The following is a 20,415-nucleotide window of genomic DNA, read 5'->3' as shown; positions in this document are numbered from 1 at the left end:
CCCCCCCCCCCCCCCCCCCCCCCCCCCCCCCCCCCCCCCCCCCCCCCCCCCCCCCCCCCCCCCCCCCCCCCCCCCCCCCCCCCCCCCCCCCCCACGGCGAACGCCCCTGGTGGAAGGTCAGGTGCCGGATCGCGGTCAGGACTGGGTGGCCGTACCGCCCGATGCCTTCGGCTTCTGGCAGCCGGGCTGCTTGGCCATCGCCGTGCCGACGTCCCCCTCCTGGAGCTTCTGGAGGGCCTTGTCACCGGACTTGCTGAGCTTGTCGAGCTCGTCGGCGACGCCCTTGAGCCCCTCGGCGAACTTCGACTTGTCCGAGGTGTCGAGCTTGTCGACGCTCGTCTTCAGCTCCTTGTAGGCCACGGAGGTGGAGTTGAGCTCCTTGACGGCCTGCTTCTGGGTGGTCTCACCGTTGTCGACCGGCGGCGGGCCCGCCTTCTCCACGGCCTTGGCCAGCGACGCGTACGACTCGGAGATCTGCTGGAACGCCTTGGAGTCCGTCTGCTGGAGCTTCTTGGAGTCCTGCTCGTCGGCGGCCGCCTGGATCGAGGCGTTGGCCCCCTGAATCTTCTTCAGCTGCGGCTGCACCTCGTCGCAGACCGACTTGGCCCAGTCGTTGACCTTCTTGTCGCCCTCATCGCCGTTGCCGCCGCAACCAGTCAGCGCCACGACGAGTGCCGCACCGCCGGACAGCGCCGCCACTAGCTTCTTGTTCACCGGATTGGTCCCTTCCATGGCTCTCGGCCCCGGAACATACACGGCGATCCGGCGGAGACCGCGGGGCGAGCATCCTGTATGAACCTTTTTGAAGCCATTTGCATCAAGCCATGTGTGCTGTCTGCCTCACTCCACGGAGCGACCTCGGACGGACATGCGTGCGGGCGGACGGTGTGCCGGTGCACACCACCCGCCCGCACGTCGTGGGGACTCTCAGAGCCCCGTGGCCGACCCCGGGGTCAGGAAACCACCGCCGCGTCGGCCGACTTGGCCACGCGCTCGGAGTTGCCTTCGTCACCCACGGCGATTCCACGCCGCTTGGAGATGTAGACCGCTCCGACGATGATCACGACGGCGGCCACCGCGATGACCGCGCGCAGTCCCGGACTGGCGTCGTCGCCGTACGAGAACTTCACCACCGCCGGGGCGATCAGCAGCGCCACCAGGTTCATCACCTTCAGCAGCGGGTTGATCGCCGGGCCCGCGGTGTCCTTGAACGGGTCGCCGACCGTGTCGCCGATCACCGTGGCGGCATGGGCCTCGCTGCCCTTTCCACCGTGGTGCCCGTCCTCGACCAGCTTCTTCGCGTTGTCCCAGGCGCCGCCGGAGTTCGCGAGGAAGACGGCCATCAGGGTGCCGGTGCCGATCGCCCCGGCCAGGAAGGAGCCGAGCGCGCCGACCCCGAAGGTGAAGCCGACGGCGATGGGCGCGAGGACCGCGAGCAGACCCGGAGTGGCCAGTTCGCGCAGCGCGTCCTTGGTGCAGATGTCGACGACCCGTCCGTACTCCGGGGTCTCGCTGTAGTCCATGATCCCGGGCTTCTCACGGAACTGCCGGCGCACCTCGAAGACCACCGCACCGGCCGACCGCGACACCGCGTTGATCGCCAGCCCCGAGAAGAGGAAGACGACGGCGGCGCCGAGGACGAGCCCGACCAGGTTGTTGGGCTGCGAGATGTCCAGGCTGAGATTCATCTCACCGGCCACGCTCACATGTACGTCGTCGATGGCCTCGGCGATGGCGTCACGGTACGAGCCGAAGAGCGCGGCCGCGGCGAGCACCGCCGTCGCGATCGCGATGCCCTTGGTGATCGCCTTGGTGGTGTTGCCGACCGCGTCCAGGTCGGTGAGGACCTGGGCGCCCGCGCCCTCGACATCACCGGACATCTCGGCGATGCCCTGCGCGTTGTCGGAGACCGGACCGAAGGTGTCCATCGCGACGATGACGCCGACGGTGGTCAGCAGACCGGTACCGGCCAGCGCGACCGCGAACAGCGCCAGCATGATCGAGCTGCCGCCGAGCAGGAACGCGCCGTAGACACTGAGCCCGATCAGCACCGCCGAGTAGACCGCGGACTCCAGACCGATGGAGATACCGGAGAGCACCACGGTGGCCGGGCCGGTCAGCGAGGTCTTGCCGATGTCCCGGACGGGACGCCGGGTGGTCTCGGTGAAGTAGCCGGTGAGCTGCTGGATGAGCGCGGCCAGCACGATGCCGATCGCGACGGCGACCAGCGCGAGGATCCGCGGGTCCCCGCTGTGGCCGAGGATCTCGCGGTCGGTGACCCCGTCGAGATCGGCGTAGCTGGACGGCAGGTACACGAAGACCGCGATCGCCACCAGCACCATCGAGATCACCGCGGAGATGAAGAAGCCGCGGTTGATGGCGGTCATCCCGCTGCGGTCCGAGCGGCGCGGAGCCACCGCGAAGATCCCGATCATGGCGGTGATCACACCGATGGCCGGGACGAGCAACGGGAAGGCCAGTCCGGAGTCGCCGAACGCGGCCTTGCCGAGGATCAGCGCGGCCACCAGGGTCACGGCGTAGGACTCGAAGAGGTCCGCGGCCATGCCCGCGCAGTCGCCGACGTTGTCGCCCACGTTGTCCGCGATGGTCGCGGCGTTGCGCGGGTCGTCCTCGGGGATGCCCTGCTCGACCTTGCCGACGAGGTCGGCGCCGACGTCGGCGGCCTTGGTGAAGATGCCACCGCCGACCCTCATGAACATCGCGATCAGGGCGGCACCGAGACCGAAGCCCTCCAGCACCTTGGGCGCGTCGGCGGCGTAGACGAGCACCACGCAGGAGGCGCCCAGCAGGCCGAGGCCGACGGTGAACATGCCGACCACGCCACCCGTCCGGAAGGCGATCTTCATCGCCTTGTGCGAGACGGCCGTCAGATCCACGCCGGACTGACCGGGCGTGGAGGAAGCGGAGTCCCCATTGACGGATGAGCCGGGTGAGGCGGAAGCGGCGGGAGTGGCTTCACGGGCCGCCGCGGCGACACGCACATTGCTGCGCACCGCGAGCCACATCCCGATATAGCCGGTGGCCGCCGAGAATCCCGCGCCGATCAGAAAGAACGCCGAACGCCCGATGCGCTGCGCCCAGTCGTCCGCAGGCAACAGCATGAGCAGGAAGAACACCACCACGGCGAATCCGCCGAGGGTGCGCAGCTGCCGGGCGAGATAGGCATTCGCGCCTTCCTGCACGGCCGCGGCGATCTTCTTCATGCTGTCCGTGCCCTCGCCGGCGGCGAGGACTTGTCGTACCAGCACCACCGCGACCGCCAGTGCCGCGATCGCGACGGCGGCGATCACCAGCACGATCACACGATTGTCATCGGTCAGCTCTGCGGCGGCCAGGGTTGGGGTGAGGTCCAGCTGATGAGGGGTGAGAGGCCCCGCCATTCGTCCTCCTTGACGTTTGGCACATGGGCGCGCAGCAGTTCTGCGACCGCAGAAGAGCCGCCACGCTCAGGCGTCCTGAGCTCGAGATGTGGACGGATTGTAGGGAGCGTCACACGATCAAAACAGGGCGCCGGAATGGGAATTCGCCTGCATCAGCGAAGATCAATAGGTTTGAGGCCCGAGAATTCGCCCGGAAGGGGGACGGTTGACAATTCGCTGACGGGTGTCGAATGATCTCCATAAATGATCTCGGTGCGCTGTGAAAAGTGCTGATCAGGGCATTAATGAGGGAGATCACTCAGCCCGTCGGGAGACGGAAGCGGAAGATCGCGGAGAGGGGTCACGAGGGCCCGCGGAGGGTCATGACGGCCCGAGGCCGGAATCAGCGGAACGAGCGACCAGAGAGCGACCAGAACCCGCCCCGAGACCGGCCCCCGGGGTGGGGGGCGGCGGGGCGACGGCGCTGCGGGGCCCGGCGGGCGGACTGCGGGGAGGCACGGCCCGGCGGGCGTCGGCGCCGGGGGGAGGACGGTGAGCATCGGAGCCCGGAGGGCGGGCTGCGGGCTCGCGGGAGGGCGGCGGGACGGCAGGCGTCGGGGCCCGGCGGGGCGGAGGGGCCAGCAAGACGCGGCAGCCGAGCGACGGGGACCGGGGCCAGCGGGTCGAGGTGGTGCGACCAAGGCGGGGCGGTGCGGCGCCGGGCGGTGGGGCTCGCAGGCAACGCTCTGGGGCCGGCTCAGGCCGATCTGGGGCAGCCCATCACGGCCCGAGGCGGGGCGGGCCGCGCGGAGGAGGGTGCGGGCCCGGTGCGACTCCGAGTCGTAGGGGCCGCCAGGACGCACTGAGCCGGGGCCAACCGGTCCGCCCGGGGCCGGGAGAAGGGCAAGCGGCGAGCGGCAACCGGTATCGCCGATCGTCGATCACCGGAGCACTCATGATGCCGACCCATGGGCGACAGCCCGTGCCGTATTGGCACAGCCAAGAGCCCGGAGGGACATCAGGCGGCCGGACCGCCCAGACCAGCGCCGACAGGACGCTGAGGACCGGGCACGGTACGGGCGAGCGCGGGCACACCCCAGCTCGGCATGGCACAGCCGCCGTACTCACGACGCCGCCGACGACCCGACACCTTGCCGGGGTGTTGGCGACAGAGAGCCGAGTCAGACGCCCCTACGGCACCAGGGAGTCAGGGGAGGTCGGCCAGCTCATCCGGATCACTCCACCGGTCTCGCTGGTCGTCACCTCGACATCGTCGACAAGCCCCTTGATCACGGCCAGGCCCATCTCGTCCTCACCCTCGGGCTCGGACTCCTCATCACCACCGGCGGCGCCGGGGGCCAGAGCGGCCGAGGTCGGGGACTCATCGCCGATCTCGATGGAGAACTTCTTCTCCTCCTCGGTCAGCGCCACCCGCACCGGGGCGTCCACCCCATTGCTCAGATGGAGCCCCACCGCACGGGTGCACGCCTCGCCGACCGCGAGTCGCACCTCGTCGAGCACGGCCTCATCCACTCCGGCCCGGCGCGCCACGGCCGCAGCGACCAGGCGGGCGGTCCTGACGTGCTCGGGCAGCGCACTGAAGCGGAGTTCGACGGTGGCCATGCCATCCCCCTCGGGCGTATGGGCGTGCATGTCGGGGGGCCGGGCGATGACGCCCGGTTCCCCCTTCTGTGTCTTCCTGCGACGACCGGATCAGTCGGTCGCCGCGACAGCGTCCTCGACCGAGGTGTGAATCGGAAACACCTTGGTCAGGCCGGTGATACGGAAGATCTTGAGAATGCGCTCCTGGTTGCACACCAGGCGCAGTGAGCCCTCATGAGCTCGTACGCGCTTGAGCCCGCCGACGAGCACGCCGAGCCCGGTGGAGTCGAGAAAGTCGACGCCCTCCATGTCGACGACCAGGTGGTAGCTACCGTCGTTGACAAGCTCGACCAGCTGCTCGCGCAGCTTGGGCGCGGTGTATACATCAATCTCGCCACCGACCTCGACGACCGTGCGGTCGCCAACGGTCCGAGTCGACAGGGACAGGTCCACGGATCCTCCAGCACCTTGCATCGAGCGGTCGCCCCCCATGGATCGGCAGCCGCGATGGCATTCAATCACTTACCAGCAGGCGTGCACGACGCCTTGAGCCCATTGTCCGTCAGACCAGTGACAGACTCGGTGTCGATGGCCCACAACCAACTCCCGCGGCAGACGGGCATACGCCCCTCACCGCGGGCTGTCCTCGGTCGGCTCGGCACGGGTGCGGGTCGAGGCGCGCGCATCACTCATACGGAGCACTTGCCCCCGCGTCTCGGGACCCATGCCGACTGGCCTTCGCCGATCCGCCCGGAAGTGATCGAGGCCATCCGGACCGCCGGAATCGACCGCCCCTGGGCTCACCAGGCGCGTACGGCCGAGCACGCGCTGCGCGGGGAATCGGTGGTGGTCGCCACCGGAACCGCCTCCGGAAAATCCCTGGCCTACCAGGCACCCGTCCTCAGCACCCTGCTGGACGGATCCGAGGAACCCAGCGGGCGGGGCGCGACCGCGCTGTACCTCTCGCCCACCAAGGCGCTGGCCGCCGATCAGCGCCGCGCGGTGGCCGATCTCGCCGCCCCGCTGGGCACCGCCGTCCGCCCCGCGGTCTACGACGGCGACACGCCGGTCGAGGAACGCGAATGGGTGCGTCAGTACGCGAACTACGTCCTCACCAACCCGGACATGCTGCACCGGGGCATCCTGCCGGGGCACCCCCGGTGGTCCTCCTTCCTGCGCTCGCTGCGCTACGTCGTCATCGACGAGTGCCACACCTACCGGGGGGTCTTCGGCTCCCACGTCGCCCAGGTGCTGCGTCGGCTCCGGCGTGTCTGTGCCCGCTACGGCTCCTCGCCGGTCTTCCTGCTCGCCTCCGCCACGGCAGCCGACCCCGCCGTGGCGGCGACCAGGCTGACCGGTGTGCCGGTCGCGCAGATCACCGAGGACTCCTCGCCCCGCGGTGAGGTCGTCTTCGCCCTCTGGGAGCCGCCCCTGACCGAGCTGCACGGTGAACAGGGCGCCCCGGTCCGCCGCACCGCCACCGCAGAATCCGCGGATCTGCTCACCGATCTGGCCGTCCAGGGCGTCCGCACGGTGACCTTCGTACGCTCCCGGCGGGGCGCGGAGCTGATCGCGCTGATCGCCCAGGAACGGCTGGCCGAGGTGGACCGCTCGCTGACGGACCGGGTGGCCGCCTACCGGGGCGGCTATCTCCCCGAGGAGCGCCGGGCCCTGGAGCGCGCCCTGCACTCCGGCGAACTCCTGGGGCTCGCCGCCACCACCGCCCTGGAACTCGGTATGGACGTGGCCGGTCTGGACGCCGTCGTCCTCGCGGGCTATCCCGGCACCCGCGCGTCGGTGTGGCAGCAGGCGGGACGGGCCGGGCGCAGCGGGCAAGGGGCCCTCGCGATCCTCGTGGCCCGGGACGATCCGCTGGACACCTATCTCGTCCACCACCCGGACGCGCTCTTCCGCCAGCCGGTGGAGTCCACCGTGCTCGACCCGGACAACCCCTACGTCCTGGCGCCGCATCTGTGCGCGGCCGCGGCCGAGCTGCCCCTCACCCCGGCGGACCTGGAGCTGTTCGGCCCTGCCACCGAGGACCTGGTGCCGCAGCTGGAGCGGCGCAAGCTGCTGCGCCGCCGGGCGACCGCCTGGCACTGGACCCGCCGCGAGCGGGCCGCGGACCTCACCGACATCCGCGGGGAGGGCGGCAGCCCGGTCCAGGTCGTGGAGGCGGCCACCGGGCGGCTGCTGGGCACTGTGGACGCCTCCGCCGCCCACAGCACCGTGCACGAGGGCGCCGTCCACCTGCACCAGGGCCGGAGCTATCTGGTGAAACACCTCGACCTCGACGACTCCGTCGCCCTGGTGGAGGAGGCCAGTCCGCCGTACTCCACCACCGCCCGCGACACCACGGCCGTCTCCATCCTGGAGACCACCACCGAGATCCCCTGGGGGGACGCCCGGCTGTGCTTCGGCTCGGTCGAGGTCACCAACCAGGTCGTGTCCTTCCTCCGCCGCAAGCTGATCACTGGCGAGGTGCTCGGCGAATCCAAGCTCGACCTCCCGCCGCGCACACTGCGCACCCGCGCCGTGTGGTGGACGGTCACCGAGGACCAGCTGGAGGACGCACGGGTGCATCCCCAGGCGCTCGGTGGTGCCCTGCACGCCGCCGAACACGCCTCCATCGGTATCCTGCCGCTCTTCGCGACCTGTGACCGCTGGGACATCGGCGGGGTCTCGGTGCCGCTCCACCCGGACACCCTGCTGCCCACCGTCTTCGTCTATGACGGGCAGCCCGGCGGTGCGGGCTTCGCCGAGCGTGCCTTCCACACGGCGGCCCGCTGGCTGACCGCCACCCGCGAGGCCATCGCCGCCTGTGAGTGCGAGGCGGGGTGCCCGTCCTGCATCCAGTCCCCCAAGTGCGGCAACGGCAATGACCCGCTGGACAAGAGGGCGGCGATCCGTCTGCTGACGACCCTGCTCGACGGAGCCCCCGAGCAGCCTCCCGCCGGATGACGCGCTCGGTCCCCCCATCAGGGACCGCACCCCGCGCGTCGGCCCCGGCTGCCCGGTGCCGTCGGTGACGGGTGCGGTCGCGGGCCCGGCCCGTGCCCTGGCCCGCAGAGTGAACGGTCCGGTGCGCACCTCGGCCGTGAGATCGACGATCTCCCCGCTCAGGGCGCAGCGCACCACGCGGGCGCCTTGGGCGGAGGCGACCCGCCGGGCGAGCCGGCACGCCACCCCCTTGCCCTCCAGACCGTGATCGGCGGCCGCCAAAGCGGCCAGATCGGCGGCGGCGCCCGCGCGGTGGCGGGCCACCATGGCCTGCCCGGCGGCCAGCACGGCCGCGAACACCGCGCACACGGCCGTGGCGGCCACCACGGCCCAGACCGTCGCCGATCCGCGGTCGTCCGTCGTCCTCACAGCACCGTCCCCCGTACGGCGGCCGAACCCGGCGGGGCGCCGACGGCGTCCTCGGCGAGGGCGACCGCTTCACCCCGCAACCCCACGGCGAGCGGGCCGGGACCGGCCGAGCGGGCCTCGACCCGCACCCGCACCAGATCGCCGTCCCGCCACACCTCGACCCGGGCTCCGTGCGGGGCGGCCGATCTGGCGGCGGCCACCGCGGCGTCCCCCGGCTCCGAGCGCGCCGCCGCCCTGGCTCCCGCCCGGGCCGCGTCCACGCACTGCAACTGCGCCGCCGCGGCCATCAGGCCCCAGATGAGCATCAGCGTGAACAGCGCCAGCACCGGCAGGGCGATGGCGGCCTCCGCGGTGACATAGCCGCCGTCCCGGCTCCCGCGGGGCGGGCCGGGGAGGTCCCGCGCGCCGCTCCCGGCACGCGGGACCCTCCGGCCATCCGTCCCTCGTCGCGGCTCGTCAGAACCGCGCATCGAGCGCCTGGCCGATCACCGACTCGAGCGCGCCGCTGACGCCTCCGCTCGTCACCACCTTGTAGAGCACCGCGGCGAAGGCGCATGCCGCAATGGTCCCCATCGCGTACTCGGCGGTGGTCATCCCCGCCTCACCCTTGGCGCACATCGCCACATACCGCCGTGTCCACCACTGCTTCACCATGTCCGTCCCTTCACGTTCGTCCGTTGTCACTGGTCGTTGTCGTCGTTGTTCGGTGTCGTGGTCGTTGTTCGGTGTCGTCGTTGCGCTGTCCTCGGCGCGTGGTCGTCGCGGTCGTGTGTGGGCGCCCTCTGATTCCGTGGCGCCCCGCGAGCGCCTTCCGGCGCTCCCGGGCCGCCGTCCGGGGCCGGACTCAGCCGCGGCCCATCAGCCCTCCGGCCAGCCCGACCATCACCGGGGCCAGCCCGATCAGCAGATACGCGGGCAGGAAACAGACCGTGAGGGGCGCGGTGGCCCGTACAGCGGTGCGGTCGGCCCGTTTCAGCGCCTCCCGGGTCTGTTCGGCGCGGCATTCGGCGGCCACCCGGGAGACCGGCTCCACGGCCGGTGCGCCCGTGGTCCCGGCGCGTTCCAGGGCGCGGGCGAGCCCCTGCGCTCCGGGCAGGGCGCCCATCCGCCCCCAGGCGGCGGCCGGTTCACCTCCGAGCCGCAGTTCCGCCGCGGTCCGGGCCAGCCGCTCACCGACCGGGCCGCCCAGTGAGGTGCCCACCGCCTCCGCCGCCCGGCGCGGCCCCGCCCCGGCCGCCAGACAGGCGGTCAGCAGATCGGCCGCCAGGGGAATCTGCTGTGCCGCGGCGGTCTCGGCGCATCGGTCGCGGCCGGATGAGGCGTCCGTGGTCCGGCGGCGCCGCTGCCAGCGCCTGACGCCATACCCGGCGGCGATCCCCAGCACCCATCCCGTGGGTCCCCCGACCATGACCGGTCCGGCCAGCAGCGCCCCGAGGGAGGCCGCCCAGGCAAGGCCCGCCCCCTCACTCACCGCGGCGCGCCGACGCTCCCACAGCCGGCGCCGCTTCGGCGGTCCGGCATCGCCGCCCGGCAGCAGGGCCGCCAGCCGCCGCCGGGCAGCGCGTGCCCGGCGGGATTCGAGCGCGGCCATCACCGTGCACAGTCCGGCCGCCACGGCGGACAGCACCATCCCCAGCCTGTGGACAACATCCGCACTCATCGGCCACGGCCCCCGGAAGAGGCCAGCGCCGAACGCACCAGCCGACCGGTCCAGAACAGCCCCGCCCACTCCAGCAGCCCGCCCAGCGCCAGACAGCCGAGGCCCGCCGGGGTGTGCAGCAGGACGTGCAGCGGATCGGCGCCCAGCGCGCTGCCCAGGACCAACCCGACGAGGGGCAGCCCGGCCAGGGCCATCGCGGTGGCTCTGGGCCCGGCCAGCTTGGCGCGCAGATCGTCGCGCTGGTCGCGCTCGGCGCGCAGCGCCGCCGCCACCCGGTCGAGCCCGGCCGCCAGGCCCGCCCCCTCGTCGACCGCCACCTGCCAGCAGGCGGCCACTCCGGTCAGCCCCTCGGCCCCCGGTGTGCGGGCGGCTCTGCGCAGCGCGTCGGGCACATCACCACCGAACCGGGCGGCGGCCGCCACCAGCCCCCACCGCTCCCCGAGATCGCTCGGCGCCACGGCGAGCAGCGCCTCCCCGGGCTGCCGCCCGGCACGCAGCTCGCCCGCCACCGCCGAACACAGCTCGATCACCCCGGCGGCACGCCGCTCACGGACCCGGCCGTGCTCACGGCGGCGCAGCCACCGGCCGACGACCGGTACGGCCGCCGCCGCGAGGAGCAGGGGCAGAACCGACGCGCCCAGCAGCGCGACCACTCCCCCGGCAGGCAGGCACAGGAGCTCACGGCCGATCCGTCCGCCGTAGCGGACCCGCCATCGCTCCCGCACCCCGGCCGTGGCCTCGGTCAGCCTCCGCGCCGGATCCGGTGCGACCGGCGCGGCGGGCGCCGCGGACGCGGCGGGGCCGCCACCCGCGAACAGCAGCCTGGCGCGGCGCAGCTCCCGGTCCCGTCCGGCGAACAGCCACACGGCCGCTCCGGCGCACAGCAGCGCGACGGACAGGGCCATCGCCCCGTGGTCCGCTCCCGCGCCCGTCATACGGCACCTCCGCCCCGTTCGCAGCGGCTCCGGAGCCGCTGCCAGCCTTCGGTCCGTTCGAAGCCGTGCGGGCCCCACAGGGCCGCGGGCACGGTCGTGACGTAACCCGCCCGGTCCCGGTCGAGCACGTGCAGCTCGGCGATCCTGCGCCGCCCGCCCCGGTCCCGCACCAGATGGACCACGACCGACAGGGCCGCGGCGAGCTGACTGTGCAGTGCGGCCCGGTCCAGGCCCGCGCTCGAACCGAGCGCCTCCAGCCGCGCCGGAACGTCCCCGGCGGTGTTGGCGTGGACAGTGCCGCAGCCGCCCTCGTGGCCCGTGTTCAGGGCGCCGAGGAGATCGGTCACCTCGGGGCCCCGCACCTCCCCCACCACCAGCCGGTCCGGGCGCATCCGCAGGGCCTGGCGCACCAGGTCCCGCAGGGTGACCTGGCCGCGGCCCTCCTGATTGGCGGGCCGGGTCTCCAGCCGGACCACATGCGGATGGTCGGGCCTCAGCTCGGCCGAGTCCTCGGCGAGAACGATCCGCTCGTTCGGCGCGACCAGTCCCAGCAGGGTGGAAAGCAAGGTGGTCTTGCCCGACCCGGTGCCACCGCTGACCAGGAACGACAGCCGGGCGTCCAGCATCGCCCGCAGCAGCCCGGCGCCGCCGGGCGGCACCGTCCGGGCGGCCACCAGCTCCTCGAGGGAGAACGCCCGCGGACGCACCACCCGCAGCGAGAGACAGGTCGAACCGACGGCCACCGGCGGCAGCACGGCGTGCAGCCGCGTCCCGTCCGGCAGCCGGGCGTCCACCCAGGGCCGGGCGTCGTCCAGCCGCCGCCCGGCCACCGCGGCGAGCCGCTGGGCCAGTCTGCGCACGGCGGCCGCGTCGGCGAAGGTCACCGCCGTGCGCTCCAGCCCCGAACCCCGGTCCACCCAGACCTCGTCGGGCGCGGTCACCAGGACATCGGTGACGTCGGGCGCGGCGAGCAGCGGCTCCAGCGGGCCGGTACCGACCAGTTCGGAGCGCAGGGCCGCGACCACTCCGAGCACTTCGGTGTCCCCGAGCAGCCGCCCCTCCTCGCGCAGGGCCGCCGCCACCCGGGCGGGTGTGGGGTCGGCTCCGCTTTCGGCGAGCCGCAGCCGCACGGCGTCCAGCAGCTCCGTCGACGCGGCGCTCATGCGGGCACACCCCCCTCACCGGCCAGCGCACGCTCCCAGAATTCGGTGCAGAACCGGCTCAGCGGTCCCCGTGCGCTGCCTCCCGGAGGCTTCCCGTCGTCCAGGGCTGCCGACAGCCCCGGCTCCGGCGGGAGTTGACCGGCCAGCGGCAGCCCGAGCAGCCCCGCGATCTCCTCGTCGTCGAGCTCGGGTCCGCACGGGCCACGCACCACCGCGCGCAGATCGCGCAGCACCATCCCGACCGTGGACGCCACCCGGTGGGAGGCCGCCACGGCGCGCAGCTCCGAGGGGACCACCAGCAGCCCGAGGTCGATCTGGGCCAGCGCCTCCGCCGTGGCCTCGTCGATCCTGCGGGGCAGGTCCACCACCACGACTCCGCCCCGCCGTCTGGCCGCGGCCAGCACGGCACGCATCGCGGAGGCGGGGATGACGACCGCGTCCCCGCGGTCCCAGCTGAGCACCCGTAAGGAGTGCAGCTCGGGCAGTGACTCCTCCAGCGCGCCGCCGGCGACGCGGCCCCTCGATTCGGCGAAGGCGGGCCATCGCAGGCCCTCGGCGCCCTCACCACCCAGCAGCACGTCCAGACCGCCGCCCAACGGATCACCGTCGATGAGCATGGTGCGGCGCCCCGCGCGGGCGGCGGTGACCGCCAGCGCGCATGCGAGGGTCGAGGCACCCGCGCCACCGCGCCCGCCGATGACCCCGACGGTCAGGGCCTGCCGCCCCACTCCCTCGGCGACATCGGCGATCCGGTCCACCAGCCAGGTCTCGGCATCGGGCAGGAACGCGACGTGGTCCGCGCCGAGATCGACTGCCCTCCGCCAGATGCCGTGGTCGTCGAGGTCGCGCCCGATGAGGAGGACTCCCTCCCGGCGGGTGCGGCCCCGCAGCCGGGCGGCGGCGTCGTCCCCGACGAGGATCAGCGGCGCGCCCTCCCAACTGCCACTGCGCGTGGGCGCCCCGTGCGCCACTTCCGGTTCGGCTCCCGCCGCCGCGCACAACCGCAGCAGATCGTCGAGAAGTTCCTCGTCCTCGGTGACGATCAGCGGTCCGTTGCGCTGTTCTTCAGTCTCCGCCGGTCGTTCCGGTGTGATGGATGCAGCCACGATCCCCTCCGCATATCCGTTACGCGCTCTCACTGCCGCTAACGGCGAGCGCGAACTTCTCGGAGAATCACGATGCGGCGATCCAGAAAATCTTGGGGATCTTGGTCCAAAACTGTGGACAACTCAGCAGTTGCGAATATCCCAGTCACCTAAACCAGTGACTTCCAGAGAGCAGCCTGGCGATTACGCACGGTTACCATTCAGGCTGGTGGGGAGGACGGGCCGCAAGGAGCCACAGGAGGGGGCGCGATCTGATGAGAACACCCGAAAAAGCGTCCGGACATGCGACGACCCCCGCCGGGGGGGAGAGCGGGGGTCGTCCCCACGGCCGACTCGGGGGGGGGAGGAGTCGGGCCGGGTTAGCACGGTCGCGAACGATCCGTGACTTCCATGGTGTACCCGAGAGCCTTCTCAGGCAAACCCACGCGCCTCAGCTTACGCCGAATGGTGGGCCCTATGCTCGGCGTCGTGGAAAACCACTCCTTGCCTCGGACAGCCGCCTTCTTTGACCTGGACAAGACGGTCATTGCGAAGTCAAGCACGCTCACCTTCAGCAAGTCCTTCTACAAGGGTGGTCTGATCAGCCGCCGGGCCGCACTGCGCACCGCCTATGCGCAGTTCGTCTTCCTCGCCGGCGGGGCCGATCACGAGCAGATGGAGCGGATGCGCGAGTACCTCTCGGCGATGTGCCGCGGCTGGAATGTCCAGCAGGTGAAGGAGATCGTCGCGGAGACCCTGCACGATCTGATCGACCCCATCATCTACGACGAGGCCGCCTCGCTGATCGAAGCCCATCACACCGCCGGGCGCGATGTGGTGATCGTCAGCACCTCGGGGGCCGAGGTCGTGGAGCCGATCGGCGAGCTGCTCGGCGCGGACCGCGTGGTGGCCACCCGTATGGTCGTCGAAGACGGGGTGTTCACCGGCGAAGTCGAGTACTACGCCTACGGCCCGACCAAGGCCGAGGCGATCGCCGGGCTCGCCGAGTCCGAGGGATACGACCTCTCGCGCTGCTACGCCTACAGCGATTCGGCCACCGATCTGCCGATGCTGGAATCGGTCGGCCACCCCCACGCGGTGAACCCGGACCGCGCCCTGCGCCGCGAGGCGGCCGCCCGCGGCTGGCCGGTGCTCTCCTTCAACCGTCCGGTCCGGCTGAAGCAGCGGCTCCCCTCGCTCTCGATGCCACCGCGCCCGGTGCTGGCCGTGGTCGCCGCGGTGGGCGCGGCCGCCGCCACCGCGGGCGTGGTCTGGTACGCCAACCGGCGCCGCGCGCTGTATGCCCGGGCTTGAGGGCAATAGCAAAGATCTGCGGCAGGGGGTTCCACTTGGCCGTTCGCAGGAGTAGAAAGGAATCGACGGCCCGCGAGACCAGGGGATCCGGGAGGAAACCCCCAGACGCACCAAGGCCCCACGGACCGAGCACGAATGTCGGGCACCCACGCGACGCCGACCCGTCGATTACGGGCCAGCCGCACCAGGTAACGGGCAAAGATCCCGGCCTGATGGGCAAATATCTGTGCACGCATGGTAACCCGACGGACGTGCCAGCGGCGGTACCCTCGCGGTACCGCCGCAACTCTGTGTCGGGGTCCAACTCCACCCCGGCCCCACGCCGTTCGGGCGCCACCCGACCCCGTCACCAGGGACCCCGCAGCGCGGTCGTCAGACCACCGTGGCCCGCTGCCGCCCGGCCGCCGGAGGCTCGCCGCCAGGCCGCACCGTCAGGCCGCGCCGCGCTGGAGCGCCTCGCACACCGCCGTGCTCTCCCGCACTCCGAGCTCAACCGCCCGTCCGCAGTGCGCGATCCACGCCGCCATCCCCTCCGGCGTCCCGGAGACATAGCCCTCCAGCGCCGCCACATACGACGCGGCTCCCTGCTCGGCGTGCCCCACCTCGGCGGGGCAGATCGACTTCGGGTCCAGCCCGCTGCCGACCAGCACGATCCGCTCGGCCGCACGCGCCACCAGACCGTTGCAGGAGACGAAGGGCCGCAGCGCGAGCAGTTCACCGTGCACCACGGCCGCCGTGACCAGCGCCGGGGCCTCGGTCCCCGCGAGCAGCAGCCGCGCCAGCCCGTCGAGCCGCCCCGCGACCTCGTCCGCACCCGGCGGCTCGGGACCGATCAGCGGCTCGTCCACCCGCTCACCCGCCTGACGCGGGCGCCCCACGGTGTCATCCGTTCCGGTCCCCCCGGCGGCGACCAGATGCAGCCGCGCCAGCACCCGCAGCGGCGACTGGCGCCACACGCTCAGCAGCTGCCCCGCCTCGGCGGTCAGCCGCAGGGCCGCGCCCACCAAGTGCGGTTCACCCGCGACACCGAAGTCGGTGCGGCGGCGCACCTCTTCCAGCGCCCAGTCCGCTCCGGCCAGCGCCGCGGAGCCGCGCGCTCCGCGCAGTGCGGCCTCGGAGGTGACCTCATTGCTGCGGCGGCGCATCACACGATGGCCGTAGACCCGGTCCACGGCCGTACGCACGGCGTCCACGGACTCGACCACGCCGGGCAGCGCGGCCAGGGCGGCGAGCGGATCTGTCGTACTCATGAGTACGACCCTACGCACCCAGCGCCGGACGCCCCTCGTTGGAGTGGTCTTCTTCACGTAAATCCCTCATCGAAGAGGATCACTCACCTACGCTAGGTGAACATGAAGATCGCTTTCGTAGGCAAGGGTGGCAGCGGGAAGACCACGCTGTCGTCGCTGTTCATCCGCCATCTCGCCGCCACCCGTGCCCCTGTCGTCGCCGTCGATGCCGATATCAACCAGCACCTGGGCCCGGCGCTCGGCCTCGACGAGACGGAGGCCGCCGCACTGCCCGCCATGGGCGCCCATCTTCCGCTGATCAAGGACTACTTGCGCGGGGAGAATCCCCGGATCACATCCGCCGACACCATGATCAAGACAACACCGCCCGGTGAGGGGTCGCGGTTACTGCGGATCGACGAGGACAACCCGGTCTATGACGCGTGCGCCCGGACCGTCCGGCTCGGCGACGGGGCGGTGAGGCTGATGGCGACCGGCCCCTTCACCGAGTCCGACCTCGGTGTCGCCTGCTACCACTCCAAGGTCGGCGCGGTCGAGCTGTGCCTCAACCATCTCGTCGACGGCAGGGGGGAGTTCGTCGTGGTCGACATGACCGCGGGCAGCGACTCCTTCGCCTCCGGTCTCTTCACCCGCTTCGACATGACGTTCCTGGTCGCCGAGCCCACCCGTAAGGGCATCGCCGTCTACCGCCAGTACAAGGAGTACGCCCGGGACTTCGACGTGGCGCTGCGCGTGGTGGGCAACAAGGTGCAGGGCCCCGACGACCTCGCCTTCCTGCGCGCCGAAGTGGGCGACGACCTGCTGGTGACCGTAGGCCACTCCGACTGGGTCCGGGCGATGGAGAAGGGCCGCCCGGCCCGCTTCGAGGAGTTGGAGGAGCCGAACCGCGAGGCGCTGCGGACGCTCCACGCGGCGGTGGACGCCTCCTACGACCAGCGCGACTGGCAGCGGTACACCCGTCAGATGGTCCACTTCCATCTGAAGAACGCGCAGAGTTGGGGAAACGCGAAGACGGGGGCCGACCTGGCCGCCCAGGTGGACCCCGCCTTCGCACTCGATGAGTTCGCCAGGGGCGCGGCCGCGGCTACTCCTGCTCCCGCCTAGCCGATTCGTCCTCGTCGTACCCCAGTGCGCGGTCCGACTCCTGGTCTTCGGAGTCATCGGCACCGTCGGAATCGCCGTAGCGCTCGGACTCCTGGTAACCGTCCGGCTCCTGATAGCCGTCCGGCTCCTCGTAGCGGCCGGAATCCTGGTAGCCGTCGGATTCCCGGTAGGCCCCGGGCTCTTCGTCACGCTCGGACGGGGCCTCCCGGTCGGGAGCCTGGCTCCGCTCGGAGCCGTCCTCCCGGCCGGAGCCGTACTCCCGCTCCGTGTCCCCCCGCTCGCCTCCGCCGGAGTTCCGGCGGGGGCCGTCGTCCCGGCCGGAACCCTCCTCCCGGTCGGAGTCCTCCTCCCGGCGGGGGCCGTCCTCCCGGCCCGGCCGGTCGTTGCGCCTGGGTTCGTCCTCGCGGTCCCGGTGACCCTTGCGCCCGTGATCGCCGTCTCGCTCCCGCTCGGCCGGGGCGGCCGAGCGCGGGAAGGTCGGCTCGGCGGCCAGGTAGCTCTTCCAGCCGCCCTCCGGCCGCTGTCCGACGTCCACCTGTCGCAACTTCTCCAGGACCATGGGGTTCTGCGCGTCCAGCCAGTCGGCCAGTTGCTTGAACGACACGCAGTAGACGCCTTCGCGCGGGCAGACCTCCTTGATGACCTCTTCGACGGCGCGCATGTAGGTCCCGCCGTTCCAGGACTCGAAGTGGTTGCCGATGAAGAGCGGTGCGCGGTTGCCCTCGTAGGCCCGGTCGAAGGCGGCGAGCAGACCGTCGCGCATCTGGCGGCCCCAGCCGGCGCGCTTGGACTTCTTGCCGTTGGTCGAGGAACCCGACTGGTTGGCCAGGAAGTTGTAGTCCATCGAAAGGGTCTCGAACGAGCGGCCCGGAACCGGGATCTGCTGGAGCGGGAAGTCCCAGATTCCATCGATCTTGCGCGGCCACACCTGGAGACCGCCGACGGAGCTCGCGTCGTAGCGCCAGCCCATCTCCTTCGCGGCCCGCAGGAGGTTCTTCTGCCCCTCCAGGCACGGGGCGCGGCCACCGACGAGCTCCTTCTCGTAGTCGAAGGGCAGCGGTTCCTCGTCCTCCAGGCCGGTGTTGGTCTTCCAGTTCTTCACGAACAGCTCGGCCTGCCGGGTCTCGCTCATCCACTCGTCCGGCGTCCAGGTCCCGACACCGTCGTCGGGACCGCAGAAGTGGCCGTTGAAGTGGGTGCCGATCTCGTTGCCGTCCAGCCAGGCGCCCCGCAGCTGCTCCACGGTGTCCCGGATGCCCTCGACGTCGTTGAAGCCGATGGACGAGGTGCCGCGAGGATGCCTCGGCGGATCGTAGAGGTCCCGCTTCTCGTTGGGCAGCATGTAGACGCCGCTGAGGAAGTAGGTCATCGTCGCGCCGTACTTCTTCCCGACCTCACGGAAGTGGGAGAACAGCTTCTGCTCGTCCTGACCCGCGCCGTCCCACGAGAACACGACGAACTGCGGTGGCTTCTTGCCGGGCTGGAGCGTCTCGGTCTTGAACCGGTTCGGCTGCGGGCCGGTGTAGGCGGTCGAGCCGTCACCGATGAGGCGGAGCACCTTTCCGGCGTGGTCCGGGTGTTCCGGCACGGCGGGGCCCTTCTGCGGGCGTTCCCGATCATTGGGCCCTCCGCTGCCCGCGGCGTTCTCCCCGTCTCCGGAGTCACCCGAGCAGTTGGCCAGCGCCGCGAGCGCCGCCATGACGGCGAGCCATGCAGTGACGTTTCTCCTGACCCTCATACCGCCACCTCGTCCCTCTTGTCTCCCTTACCCCGGGAGCTCCGGCCGGATGGGAGCCAACCTCGCACGGACCGAGAAGAAGACAGAGCATGACAAGGCATTTCAAATGACTATTCACCCGATAGATGGAATATCGGCACAGTCGACCGCAAATTGCTTCCTGCCGACTTTACTCAGCATTACCATTCATTTACCAACGCTTGGGATTCGAAGAGGCGCCTCGGCGCTGCGCCGTCGACGACCGCGTTGCCTCCGCGACCACACAGCCCGGCGAGAACCGGAGAGGACAGGCATGGTGAAGTTCTTGGACCGGCACGACTGGGACGACCGGAGCGACCGGAGCGACCGGAGAGACCGGGACGACCGGAGAGACCGGGACGACCGGAGAGACCGGGGCGCACGCAGGGACCGGAGCGCACGCCACAAGGCGTTCGCCGCCTCGATCACCGTCTTCCTGATCGCCGTTCCTCTCGCTTCGGGTATCGCACTGGCCGCCGGAGCTCCGCTCGAGGCCGGGCTGATGGCCTCCGTCGGCGGCGGCGCTGTCGCCGTGCTGCTCGGCGGCCTCCCCCTGCGCCGAGGGCGGGACCGCGGCACACACCGCGACACCGCCGGTCATCGGCAGACCGTCCGCGATGGCCAGCCCCTCCCTGACGGCGGGGCGGGGCGGGCTCGCGCGGAGCCGTCGGGCACCCATGGCTGTCGGCCATGGGTGCCGTGGCGGCACCACCGGTGCACCCACTCCGGTACGACGGAAGGCCCTGGTGGCAGACACGGCGGCGGCCAACTGCTCGGCGGGGTGAGCGCGTTCCAGCGCAACACCGCACCGCTGGTGCGCGACGAGCTGGCCCGGCTGGCGCGGGAGGGGCAGCGGCCCGGCCAGCTCTTCCTCACCTGCGCCGACTCCCGTCTGGTGACCAGCATGATCACCTCCAGCGGGCCCGGCGATCTGTTCACCGTGCGCAATGTCGGCAATCTGGTGCCACCACCGGGCACCGATGGCTCCTGCGATTCGGTGGGCGCGGCCATCGAATACGCGGTGGAGGTGCTGAAGGTCAGCAGCATCACGGTGTGCGGCCACTCAGGGTGCGGGGCGATGCAGGCGCTGCTGGACGCGTCCGCCTCCGCGTCACCCCAGGGACCGGCACAGGCACCGGCACAAGCGCCGGTGCCGGCACCGGCGGCAGCTCCGGTGCTGACACCGGCACCGACCCCTGACCAACCCGAGGCCGCCGACGCGCCCGCACTCGCCACCGCCCCCGAGGAGCCGGCCGCGGCGCGGACCTCAGGAGGTACGGCCGACGGCTCGGCCGGGCAGACTCCGCTGGTGCGCTGGCTGCGCCACGCCCGCCCCGGGCTGGCCCGGATGGCGCGGATCGGGCGGCTGGGCCGTGGCGAGGTCGCCCTGGCCGACCGGCCGGTCGCCGATGATCTGGAGCGGCTCGCGCTGATCAATGTGATGCAGCAGCTCGACCATCTCCGGGCGCACCCATGTGTCGCCCGGAGGACGGCTGAGGGCGGGCTGACCCTGCACGGGATGTACTTCCATGTGGCAGAGGCCCAGGCATATGTACTGGACGGCGGGTCGGGACGGTTCCGTGCCGTCCGGCCGGGCGACGGCGCGCCGATGGCCACCGCCTGTGTGGAGACGGCCACCGACGGCGCCCCTCACGAGGCCGTCCCCGACGCGTTGGGCGTGAAGTGATCAACAACGCACTATAGGTCTAAACCAATTTTGGCCAACAACCCTTGTCAGGGTGCACTGCGGGCTGATGAGCTAAGGCCCTGGACACAACGGACACCCTGGGAATGGGA

At 71.7% G+C, this 20,415-nt stretch carries 15 protein-coding genes and 2 pseudogenes; 4 read left to right on the top strand and 13 right to left on the bottom strand.

All coding sequences use genetic code 11. The features are described 5' to 3' along the window. Positions 1-135: 135 nt before the first annotated feature. The 4 genes from AC07FT_RS21380 to bldG all read right to left on the bottom strand — a co-directional run bounded on the left by AC07FT_RS21380 (position 136) and on the right by bldG (position 5,435). Positions 136-714 carry a small secreted protein gene (locus AC07FT_RS21380; protein WP_471191457.1) on the bottom strand — a complete coding sequence of 193 codons (579 nt, stop codon included), beginning with the start codon at positions 712-714 and terminating at the stop codon, positions 136-138. Between the two features lie 239 nt (positions 715-953). Beyond that, entirely contained in the window at positions 954-3,401 is a 2,448-nt protein-coding gene (locus tag AC07FT_RS21375) for a sodium-translocating pyrophosphatase (RefSeq protein ID WP_479177616.1), read from the bottom strand. Positions 3,402-4,571: 1,170 nt separating this feature from the next. Next, a complete protein-coding gene (locus AC07FT_RS21370; RefSeq protein ID WP_479177615.1) occupies positions 4,572-5,003 on the bottom strand; it encodes an ATP-binding protein in 432 nt (143 codons plus the stop codon). 90 nt (positions 5,004-5,093) lie between these two features. Next, positions 5,094-5,435 (bottom strand): anti-sigma factor antagonist BldG, encoded by a 342-nt coding sequence (bldG, locus tag AC07FT_RS21365; RefSeq protein WP_009716787.1) that lies wholly within the window; start codon positions 5,433-5,435, stop codon positions 5,094-5,096. A gap of 54 nt (positions 5,436-5,489) precedes the next feature. On the opposite strand from bldG, the gene AC07FT_RS21360 reads away from it, so the two are divergent. After that, entirely contained in the window at positions 5,490-7,943 is a 2,454-nt protein-coding gene (locus AC07FT_RS21360; protein ID WP_479177614.1) for a DEAD/DEAH box helicase, read from the top strand. Between the two features lie 141 nt (positions 7,944-8,084). On the opposite strand, the pseudogene AC07FT_RS21355 reads toward AC07FT_RS21360, so the two are convergent. From AC07FT_RS21355 to ssd, 7 genes and pseudogenes are all read right to left on the bottom strand, one after another. Beyond that, positions 8,085-8,282, bottom strand: a pseudogene (locus AC07FT_RS21355) (Rv3654c family TadE-like protein); the annotation flags it as partial. Between the two features lie 65 nt (positions 8,283-8,347). Next, the gene (locus AC07FT_RS21350; protein WP_479177613.1) at positions 8,348-8,821 is read right to left on the bottom strand and encodes a TadE family type IV pilus minor pilin; all 474 of its coding nucleotides are present in this window, start codon (positions 8,819-8,821) and stop codon (positions 8,348-8,350) included. Beyond that, positions 8,808-9,005: a DUF4244 domain-containing protein gene (locus AC07FT_RS21345; protein WP_431774225.1), complete on the bottom strand. Its 198-nt coding sequence runs from the start codon at positions 9,003-9,005 to the stop codon at positions 8,808-8,810. Before AC07FT_RS21345 ends, AC07FT_RS21350 begins: the two co-directional genes overlap by 14 nt. Before the next feature lie 190 nt (positions 9,006-9,195). Beyond that, on the bottom strand, positions 9,196-10,011 hold the full coding sequence (locus AC07FT_RS21340) for a type II secretion system F family protein (RefSeq protein ID WP_479177612.1): 816 nt from the start codon (positions 10,009-10,011) through the stop codon (positions 9,196-9,198). Then, positions 10,008-10,946, bottom strand: a complete 939-nt coding sequence (locus tag AC07FT_RS21335; protein ID WP_479177611.1) for a type II secretion system F family protein — start codon at positions 10,944-10,946, stop codon at positions 10,008-10,010. The genes AC07FT_RS21340 and AC07FT_RS21335 overlap by 4 nt, the downstream gene beginning before the upstream one ends. Beyond that, positions 10,943-12,109 carry a TadA family conjugal transfer-associated ATPase gene (locus AC07FT_RS21330; RefSeq protein WP_432015198.1) on the bottom strand — a complete coding sequence of 389 codons (1,167 nt, stop codon included), beginning with the start codon at positions 12,107-12,109 and terminating at the stop codon, positions 10,943-10,945. Before AC07FT_RS21330 ends, AC07FT_RS21335 begins: the two co-directional genes overlap by 4 nt. Further along, the gene (ssd, locus tag AC07FT_RS21325) at positions 12,106-13,215 is read right to left on the bottom strand and encodes a septum site-determining protein Ssd (protein WP_479177610.1); all 1,110 of its coding nucleotides are present in this window, start codon (positions 13,213-13,215) and stop codon (positions 12,106-12,108) included. Before ssd ends, AC07FT_RS21330 begins: the two co-directional genes overlap by 4 nt. Before the next feature lie 456 nt (positions 13,216-13,671). On the opposite strand from ssd, the gene AC07FT_RS21320 reads away from it, so the two are divergent. Continuing rightward, positions 13,672-14,508 carry an HAD family hydrolase gene (locus AC07FT_RS21320; protein ID WP_479177609.1) on the top strand — a complete coding sequence of 279 codons (837 nt, stop codon included), beginning with the start codon at positions 13,672-13,674 and terminating at the stop codon, positions 14,506-14,508. A 431-nt stretch (positions 14,509-14,939) separates the two neighbouring features. On the opposite strand, the gene AC07FT_RS21315 is transcribed toward AC07FT_RS21320, so the two are convergent. Further along, a complete protein-coding gene (locus tag AC07FT_RS21315) occupies positions 14,940-15,758 on the bottom strand; it encodes a Fic family protein (RefSeq protein ID WP_471191484.1) in 819 nt (272 codons plus the stop codon). A 102-nt stretch (positions 15,759-15,860) separates the two neighbouring features. Here AC07FT_RS21315 and AC07FT_RS21310 point away from each other — a divergent pair, with 102 nt between their 5' ends. Then, positions 15,861-16,862 (top strand): ATP-binding protein, encoded by a 1,002-nt coding sequence (locus AC07FT_RS21310; protein ID WP_479177608.1) that lies wholly within the window; start codon positions 15,861-15,863, stop codon positions 16,860-16,862. Here the strand turns inward: AC07FT_RS21310 and AC07FT_RS21305 are convergent. After that, entirely contained in the window at positions 16,843-18,600 is a 1,758-nt protein-coding gene (locus tag AC07FT_RS21305) for a polysaccharide deacetylase family protein (protein WP_479177607.1), read from the bottom strand. The two genes, AC07FT_RS21310 and AC07FT_RS21305, sit on opposite strands and share 20 nt — an antisense overlap. 625 nt (positions 18,601-19,225) lie before the next feature. Here AC07FT_RS21305 and AC07FT_RS21300 point away from each other — a divergent pair. Beyond that, a pseudogene (locus AC07FT_RS21300) lies at positions 19,226-20,305 on the top strand (carbonic anhydrase); the annotation flags it as partial. Positions 20,306-20,415: the final 110 nt, after the last annotated feature.

The organism is Streptomyces sp. NPDC045899 (assembly GCF_056431485.1).
This window is presented reverse-complemented; position numbering and strand designations above follow the sequence as displayed.